This is a genomic window from Microcystis sp. M049S2, from assembly GCF_020245625.1.
GTDB classification, from domain to species: Bacteria; Cyanobacteriota; Cyanobacteriia; order Cyanobacteriales; family Microcystaceae; genus Microcystis; species Microcystis ichthyoblabe_A.
On sequence record NZ_JADBUN010000274.1, the window covers coordinates 1 to 7,884 of the forward strand.

Here is a 7,884-nt window from a genome sequence, read left to right on the forward strand (position 1 = left end):
AACAAGATAAAGAATACCTGCAGCTACACCAAAATCTACAATTGAGTCTATTTTGATTCTGATACCCCGTCCGCTTGCGGCGGGGTAGTTCATTCGCATTTTCCAGAAAAAGATCGCTTTTCTACTGCCAGAAAATAATCTATTTCTTTCTGCTTCTCCTGACTCGGAGAATACTGGATCGGAGACTCCTCACTTAACGGAAGATTTTTAATTTATGCAGCAGGTTTAGTGATTAGGCACTGATACTAGATAAGTAGTTATAGAATTCTAATAACTCCTCATTAGTTAGCAGTAAACGAGACTTTTTGCCATAGGTAGAAATCAGGTATTCCCGACCTTTTTCTGTAGTCCAAGCTAATCGTTTCATCTCCACATCAATTTTAGTTTTAAGCACTGAATAATCGATTTCTTCGGGAATAACAACAACTGGTTCTGATGCCAGGGGTTCTTCTTCAGTTAAGCTCGCTTCTTCTGGCAATTCTGATAATAAGGAGTAATTATCGGTTTCCATGTCTAATAATAAAGGCTCTGGTTCCGGTAAAGGAATATCCTTAACTTGGGGTAATTCCGGTTCAATTTTAGCTGGGGGAATATCCTTAACTTGGGGTAATTCCGGTTCAATTTTAGCTGGGGGAATATCCTTAACTTGGGGTAATTCCGGTTCAATTTTAGCCGGGGGAATATCCTGAACTTGGGGTAATTCCGGTTCAATTTTAGCTTCAGGACGAGGTATTTCAGTGACTTTAGCCGTTTTAGTCGATTTTTTGGCACTAGCGACGGGTTTAGGTAAATCTTCCGGTAGAGAAATATTATTGGGGCTGACTTTTTCCACAAGCTGGAGATCGGGGGTGTTTTCAGCCTCTAAAAGCAGTAAAGCTCGTTCCCTGGCTCTATCTTCGGCGATTTCCACCGTATCTGCCGCTGCTAAACCTGTAACGACCGTTTTTCCCTCAATTTCGATGATCGCTCTCACAATATACTTACCGTGATCGATTTGAACTAACTCGCTAATCAGGGCAACTTGGGGGTAACGTTGGCGTAACTTTTGCAACATGGTGACTTTTTCGAGTTCTTTTGTACTTATACTAGAATACTCTATCGTAATTATGGAAAAATGTCGCAAGTTCTTGCTAAGATCAAAGATTAGATAAAATTTTCAGTCCTAGGATTAGCCTTGCCCATAGTAACAAGATTCTACTAGGCTGAAGCTTCCGCCAGAAAGACGAGCGATCGCCAAAAGGTTTGCCAGTGTTCGCTATTGGCTTATACTAACGAAGGCTTCGATAATTCTCAGGGTAGGTTCGGGTGTTCGATGCTTGGTCAGTTTACCTTCACTGTCACCACCAGCGATCGCAATTAGCCCGATAGAGATAATCTCTCGAGTCAATGGTTTAAATCAATCCTCTCATTATATAAGTATTTAAACTTAATTGTCCACCATTCCGTCAGTGTCTTGTAAGTAAGGATTATTGTTAGATGGACTTCTCGATCGCCACACTCCTCTCTCATCTTAGTGATGATAAATTAGCTACGGGTAAACTTCTCGAAAAAAAACTAGGCTGCGAAGACGATCCCGAAAGCTGCGAAAAATTGCAAGTGATTCTCGATGCTTTGGAACGTCTGGGAATGGTTGTCAAAGAACGCGGGCGCTATCGTCGTGTGATCGAGGAAAATATCGTAGAAGCAAAGCTGCGCTGTTCCAGTAAAGAATTTTGCTTTGCTATCCAAGATATCGAAGATGCTGATGACATATACGTCTCGAAAAATCATCTCAGTAACGCTTGGAATGGCGATCGAGTTTTAGTCAAAATCATCCGCGAGGGGACCCGTCGTCGTTCCCCAGAGGGAGAGGTGAGATTAATTCTCGAACGGGCTAATCCTTCGCTTCTAGCGCAAGTAAAACAGGAAAATGAGCAGTTCGTGGCGGTTCCCCTCGATGATCGCCTGAAATTTACCCTTAATCTCCTCGAAAATGGTCAAAATCTCCTAGAAAACATCGATCACCTCGTTCATGTTTCCGTCCTCCGTTATCCCCTAGGGGAAATGCCTCCCATCGGTAAAGTTACTCGGATTCTCGGTTCCACGGCCGAGTCCGCTGCCGATACAGATATCGTCTCCTGTAAACACGATCTACCCCATAATTTTCCGCCGGAAGCCCTCGAAATTGCCGATAATTTAGCGGATTTCTTCGATAGTGGCGAAAAAGAACAACTGCGAGATTTAACCCCACTCTTCACCTTTACCATCGAAGATGACACCCCCCTAGATTATCCCCCGATCATTGAAAATGCCTTTTCTTTAGAGAAAATCAACCAAAATCGCTGGCGAGTCGCCATTCATATCAGCGATGTCACCCGTTACATTGAACGGGGCGGATTATTGGATAAAGTTGCCAAAAAACGGGGAACTGCCGTCTATTTAGGCGAAAAAGTGCTGCCATTAGTCCCGGCTGCCCTTGCCAGTCGTTGTTCCCTGTCACCCCAAGAACAGCGCCCCGCTATTTCTATCCTCGTTACCCTTGATGACAAGGGGGAGCTAGTGGAGTACGAAATCACCCGCAGCCTCATCCAAGTGGATCAACATTTTACCTATCAACAGGTGCGCGATCTGCTCAGTGAAGAAGATAGCGCAGCTGCCCCCACCGATACCGTTGAAACCCTGAAAGATTTATTTTTCAGCGTTTGCCCCACCCTAAAATCCCAACGTCTGCAGCGGGGTAGTTTTGATATTCAATTAGACAAAATCTCTCCCTACAAAGACGAAGGACGGGGGGGGACTGTTCTCGCTTCTAATAATTTACCAGCCCGTTCTTTACTGACAGAAGTGGCGATTTTAGCCGGCAAAGTTGTCGCTGAACATTTACAGGCCTTAAAATTGCCCTGTATCTACTGCGGACAATCGGAACCGGATTGGGATGAATTGGAGGATTTACTCAAATTAGCCAATAATTTAGGGGCAGAATTAAATTTAACTGCCGAGGAGGAGATTAAACCCAATGACTATCAAAATCTCACCCGCACTTTTTCCGCTTCTTCATCGGTGAAAGTCCTTAATTATCTCCTGCAAGAAACTCTCAAATTAGTTAGATATAGCAGCCATCCTCTGCCCCATTTTGGTTTGGCCTATCCTAGCAATTATACCCACTGTCTCTCACCCCTACAAAGATATGCCGATCTTTGGGTACAACGGGTGTTAAAACTCCTATTAACCGAGGGGAAAGATCGCCGCAGCAAAATCGTCAAAGTCGGGGTTAATTTGGGCAGTAATAGCTGTCATGGACAGATTAATTGGAATATTCTCCCAAGTCAAATTCAGGAGGAGTTAGAAGAAGAAAGCCATCTAATTGTTTCCCATCTCAATGATCGCTCAAAAATTGCTGAAGATGCCGAAAAAGACCTAGAAGGATTGAAAAAAGCCGAGAAAATGAAAGAAAGAATGGGTCAAGTTTTTCGCGGCTTAATTACCGGTGTACAATCCTATGGTTTCTTCGTGGAAATTTCCGATTTATTAGTGGAAGGATTGGTTCATGTTTCTTCTCTCAAGGATGACTGGTACGAATATCGCGCTCGTCACAGCTGTTTGGTAGGACGGAAAAATCGCGTTGCCTATCGTCTCGGTGATGAGGTAGAAGTGGAGGTAAAAGATGTAGACTATTATCGTCAGCAAATCGATCTAGTTACGGTTAGCGGTGGCAGTTCAGCAAGTTATGACGACTTAGAAGAAGATTAATTATGAATCAACCAACCACCGAAAAAATCGGAAAAACCCGCTTTATTCTGCCCTTTTTATGCGGTATTTTTCTCTTTTTAACCGGCTGTGTCCGTTACGATGTGGGCATTAATTTTCCCCACCAACACCACGGGGAAATTATTCAACATATCACCCTCGGACAACGTTTAACCAGTCTCAGTCAAACCGAAGCCACTAAATGGTTAAATAGTATCGAACAGAGGGCAAAATTACTTAAGGGGAACACCGCTCATATTTCCGAACGAGAAATAATTGTGACTATTCCCTTTAGTAATAGTCAGGAATTAGAGGAAAAATTCAATCAGTTTTTTGATCCTAGTTCTTCCTTTAAAATCAAAAATTCCCCTAATACCGATGATATAAAGTTACTGCAACTAGATTCAAAACTGGCAGTGACAGAACAAGATTGGTTCTTTTTGACCCAGAAAAACTTAAAATTAACTGTTGATTTGCGGGCTTTAGGTGTGCTTTCCGAACAGGGAAATATTATCATTAGCCCCGGTTCCTTAGTCGATATCGACTTCGCTTTAAATACTCCCTTCGCTGGTCAAAATATTGAAGATGACTCAGGATTAAATCCCCCGGTAGAACAAGTTAATAATCAGTTAATTTGGCATTTAAAACCGGGAGAAATTAACACCATTGGGGCGGCTTTTTGGGTTCCTAACTATTTAGGTATCGGCACAATCGTTATTGTTTTAATAACAGTTTTTGCCTATTACTTGAAATATAAACGCTTGCCCGGTGCATCCCCATTGACTTAAATTGAGATGGCAACTATTGACCGAGATTTAATGATCAATGGGGTAAAAATTAGCCAACTCTAAAACTGATCTAAAAATTGGCCAAACAATAGGGAAAATTTTGGCTAGGATCAAATCATAGTCATAATTGAGACTAGACGAGTTTCCCTTTTTTTACTTTATTACTGGCAATTACAGTTATGGTTAGCAATATTCCCTTTTCTATCCCCGAATATAGCCTCGATCGAGATTGTACCACTCTCTCCCGTCACGTCCTGCAACAATTACAAAGCTTTTCCCCCGACGCGCAGGATTTAAGCGCAATTATGAGTCGGATTGCCCTAGCGGGGAAATTAATTGCCCGTCGTCTCAGTAAAGCGGGATTAATGGCGGATGTGCTAGGTTTTACTGGAGAAACCAACGTCCAAGGGGAATCAGTCAAGAAAATGGACGTTTTTGCCAATGAGGTATTTATCTCGGTTTTTAAGCAAAGTGGTTTAGTTTGCCGTCTTGCTTCCGAGGAAATGGATAAACCCTATTATATTCCAGAAAACTGTCCCATCGGTCGCTATACCCTACTCTACGACCCGATCGATGGTTCTTCCAATGTGGATATTAACCTAAATGTGGGTTCGATTTTTGCCATCCGTCAACAGGAAGACAATGATTTAGACGGAGAGGCGCGGGATTTACTGCAAAATGGTCGTAAACAAATCGCCGCCGGTTATATTCTCTACGGACCCTCGACTATTTTAGTTTACTCGATCGGTCGCGGTGTTCATGCCTTTGTCCTTGACCCCAGTTTAGGGGAATTTATCCTTGCCCAAGAGAATATTATTATCCCCGACCATGGCCCGATTTATAGTACCAATGAGGGCAATTTTTGGCAGTGGGATGAGGCAATTCGCGACTATACTCGTTATGTCCACCGTCATGATGGTTACACAGCCCGTTACAGTGGGGCATTAGTGGGAGATATCCATCGAATTTTAATGCAGGGAGGCGTTTTTCTCTATCCGGGTACTGTTAAAAATCCCCAGGGAAAATTGCGCTTAATTTATGAAACTGCACCCCTTGCTTTTTTAATTGAACAGGCAGGAGGTAAAGCTAGTGATGGGGTGACAAATCTTTTAGATATCGTTCCCGATAAATTACACTACCGCACACCTTTAGTGATCGGTAGTGTCGAAGATGTTAAATTGGTGGAGTCTTTTATCGCTGATCGCCGTCATCGAGATCGAGTTTAACTTATAGTTTTATTTAGAGATATTGACATGGATTTACAAGCTCTGAAGTGGACTAAAAATGTAAGGCGACACGATGGTACATGGGCATATCGGGAATATAAGGTTTCTAATTCCTTCAAACTGGCATGGAAAGACGATGAAGTCAATGCCAATAAACCCGAAAAAGGTAGTTTGATACTACTCAGGCAGCAAGGGTATGTTACCCATTTAGTAAAAGTTCTCGACTGCAAAGCCAAACGTGAAATTGGCAAGGATAATTACGACATCTATCGAATTGTTGAGGTACTTTGGGCTATTGATTTTGATAATCGACCTGTATCAGCCAAAGCAGATAAGATGTTTGATTATCGAGTCAGGTATCAGGGTGGGAATGTGATGGAATTGGAGAAGTTACCAACTTTCAGACAGCGTTGGGATGACGATGGCGGTTTGGGGGGATTCCAAACTTACATTCAGAATTTATTGGGGCTGTCAAGCAATGACTAAGAGCCTTGTTAAGCTTGTGTTATAGTATTGAGCAGATATAGGGTAACTGCTATGACTGCTATAGTTCAGGAACTTTTAGATACCTTTGACCGCTTGACAGACTCAGAGCGCTCAGATTTGCTATTAGAGATTCTGAAGCGGACAATTCACCTGGATTTTCCGCCCTTATCTGATGAAGATCTAGTCCTCAATGCCGAGGGAATTTTTCTAGAATTAGATGATCAGGAAGCTTCCTATGGATAGCCCTGATCGTGGTCAGGTTTGGCTGGTTGATCTGGGTTATGTGGCCAAAGTCAGACCCTGTTTGGTTATCAGTATTCCTGCGCTCAATCAAGAGCGTGCCTTAGCGACTCTGGTTCCACATACGACAAGCTCTCGTGGTTCAAGATTTGAAGTGAAAGTCCAAGCTCGCTTCCTTAGAGAAGGAGTCTTTGATGTACAAAACATCGTTACAATTCCCCATGCAAAGCTTTTGCGTAAATTAGGAAATCTGACATCTGAGCAAATGATGGAGGTTGAGAATGTGTTACTTTTTTGGCTAGGATTTGAAGAGAGGAATGATCAAGAAAGCGAAGATTAGTCTGTGCGCTAGTTGCAGCGGAAACATAATCAATAGTTAGGGTTTGCGGCAAAAAGTTTTTCGTGGGGTGTGGGGTGTTTAGGTTTATTCCGCAAGCCCTAAATACAATCGAATCCCTTTGGGATAATTATTCTAGTATGAGAACATGAGTTGTTCTTAACGAGCTATCTAAGTCATGACGATCACTACAGAAGATTTGCTGTTATCTTTGCCGCTAGTTAGCAGTGAAGAAATGTTAGCTGGAATGAGTTTTTTAAAAGCAGATTTAGAAAGACTATTTACTTCCGATCAATCCCTTAATTTTCTCAAGGAATATCAAAATGATTATCTAATACTGAAGTTATAGAAAAAATCAGAGCAGCTCAAACTCCACCTCAATCGGAGAATATTTATCCTCTTGAATATCAACCAATAACAAGAGAATTTCAAGCTAAGTATTATGAATTTTTGTCTGCTGATAGCTTAAAAAATGGCCTATTATGATAATTATTTACAGGGTTTTATCGAGTTAATTCGAGTGAAGAAAATACTGTTAGATTCTTTGTTAAAATCAACAGATAAATCCGATCAATATAATCGTATTTGCTTCGGTCTTACCATACTCTCAGAGATAATAATAGAAAAATATATGGCTCTACCGAACCTGTCATGTAAAACTATCAACAACTCATGCTTAAAAAGCTTATATACCTGAACTTTCCCCATACATATATACCATAATAGCTGAAAACCCTTATCCATCAATGGATACACCCCTTAACTTTTCTTAATGTACCCATGTAATTTGTAAAATTTCTTAATGAAAAAGAATTCTCTCCATTTGCTAAAATAGTGGTCATGTATATAGAAAAAGTTCCTAACCGTAATTCCCCCCCCCGCCGTTCTTCTTCGTGAATCCTATCGAGAAGGAGATCAATTCAAAAAAAGAACCCTGGGCAATCTCTCAAAATTACCCGATGATATTATCGACAATCTGAAACTGGCTCTTAAAGGAGCAACACTGTCCATGACTGAAGGTATTCCCAATCATTTTGAAGTGATTAGAAGTCTTTCTCATGGTCATGTGATGGCTATTTTA

The 7,884-nt window shown here is 41.6% G+C and carries 9 protein-coding genes and 1 pseudogene; 8 read left to right on the top strand and 2 right to left on the bottom strand.

The features are described 5' to 3' along the window. Positions 1-232: 232 nt before the first annotated feature. Together IM496_RS21075 and IM496_RS21080 are read right to left on the bottom strand one after the other, a co-directional pair. Positions 233-1,054, bottom strand: coding sequence for a slr1353 family protein (locus IM496_RS21075; RefSeq protein WP_287663191.1), 822 nt, complete (start codon positions 1,052-1,054; stop codon positions 233-235). 201 nt (positions 1,055-1,255) lie between these two features. Beyond that, on the bottom strand, positions 1,256-1,387 hold the full coding sequence (locus tag IM496_RS21080) for a hypothetical protein (protein ID WP_002732870.1): 132 nt from the start codon (positions 1,385-1,387) through the stop codon (positions 1,256-1,258). Between the two features lie 89 nt (positions 1,388-1,476). Here IM496_RS21080 and IM496_RS21085 point away from each other — a divergent pair, with 89 nt between their 5' ends. The 8 genes and pseudogenes from IM496_RS21085 to IM496_RS21120 form a co-directional block, all read left to right on the top strand. Beyond that, positions 1,477-3,729: a ribonuclease R family protein gene (locus IM496_RS21085; RefSeq protein WP_287663194.1), complete on the top strand. Its 2,253-nt coding sequence runs from the start codon at positions 1,477-1,479 to the stop codon at positions 3,727-3,729. A 2-nt stretch (positions 3,730-3,731) separates the two neighbouring features. Further along, positions 3,732-4,514 carry a DUF3153 domain-containing protein gene (locus IM496_RS21090; RefSeq protein ID WP_287663196.1) on the top strand — a complete coding sequence of 261 codons (783 nt, stop codon included), beginning with the start codon at positions 3,732-3,734 and terminating at the stop codon, positions 4,512-4,514. Between the two features lie 179 nt (positions 4,515-4,693). After that, on the top strand, positions 4,694-5,740 hold the full coding sequence (fbp, locus tag IM496_RS21095; RefSeq protein ID WP_104397926.1) for a class 1 fructose-bisphosphatase: 1,047 nt from the start codon (positions 4,694-4,696) through the stop codon (positions 5,738-5,740). A 27-nt stretch (positions 5,741-5,767) separates the two neighbouring features. Beyond that, a complete protein-coding gene (locus IM496_RS21100) occupies positions 5,768-6,226 on the top strand; it encodes a hypothetical protein (protein WP_287663198.1) in 459 nt (152 codons plus the stop codon). Between the two features lie 51 nt (positions 6,227-6,277). Further along, positions 6,278-6,469, top strand: coding sequence for a hypothetical protein (locus IM496_RS21105; protein WP_002734063.1), 192 nt, complete (start codon positions 6,278-6,280; stop codon positions 6,467-6,469). Next, a complete protein-coding gene (locus IM496_RS21110; RefSeq protein ID WP_287663199.1) occupies positions 6,462-6,806 on the top strand; it encodes a type II toxin-antitoxin system PemK/MazF family toxin in 345 nt (114 codons plus the stop codon). The genes IM496_RS21105 and IM496_RS21110 overlap by 8 nt, the downstream gene beginning before the upstream one ends. A 175-nt stretch (positions 6,807-6,981) precedes the next feature. After that, positions 6,982-7,152, top strand: coding sequence for a hypothetical protein (locus IM496_RS21115; RefSeq protein ID WP_287663201.1), 171 nt, complete (start codon positions 6,982-6,984; stop codon positions 7,150-7,152). Between the two features lie 491 nt (positions 7,153-7,643). After that, a pseudogene (locus tag IM496_RS21120) lies at positions 7,644-7,884 on the top strand (IS1634 family transposase N-terminal domain-related protein); the annotation flags it as partial.

Excerpts from the sequence above, each read along its gene's own strand:
- IM496_RS21115 (WP_287663201.1), top strand. The coding sequence starts at position 6,982 with ATGACGATCACTACAGAAGATTTGCTGTTATCTTTGCCGCTAGTTAGC.
- fbp (WP_104397926.1), top strand. The coding sequence starts at position 4,694 with ATGGTTAGCAATATTCCCTTTTCTATCCCCGAATATAGCCTCGATCGA.
- IM496_RS21105 (WP_002734063.1), top strand. The coding sequence starts at position 6,278 with ATGACTGCTATAGTTCAGGAACTTTTAGATACCTTTGACCGCTTGACA.
- IM496_RS21100 (WP_287663198.1), top strand. The coding sequence starts at position 5,768 with ATGGATTTACAAGCTCTGAAGTGGACTAAAAATGTAAGGCGACACGAT.
- IM496_RS21110 (WP_287663199.1), top strand. The coding sequence starts at position 6,462 with ATGGATAGCCCTGATCGTGGTCAGGTTTGGCTGGTTGATCTGGGTTAT.
- IM496_RS21085 (WP_287663194.1), top strand. The coding sequence starts at position 1,477 with ATGGACTTCTCGATCGCCACACTCCTCTCTCATCTTAGTGATGATAAA.
- IM496_RS21090 (WP_287663196.1), top strand. The coding sequence starts at position 3,732 with ATGAATCAACCAACCACCGAAAAAATCGGAAAAACCCGCTTTATTCTG.
- IM496_RS21075 (WP_287663191.1), bottom strand. The coding sequence starts at position 1,054 with ATGTTGCAAAAGTTACGCCAACGTTACCCCCAAGTTGCCCTGATTAGC.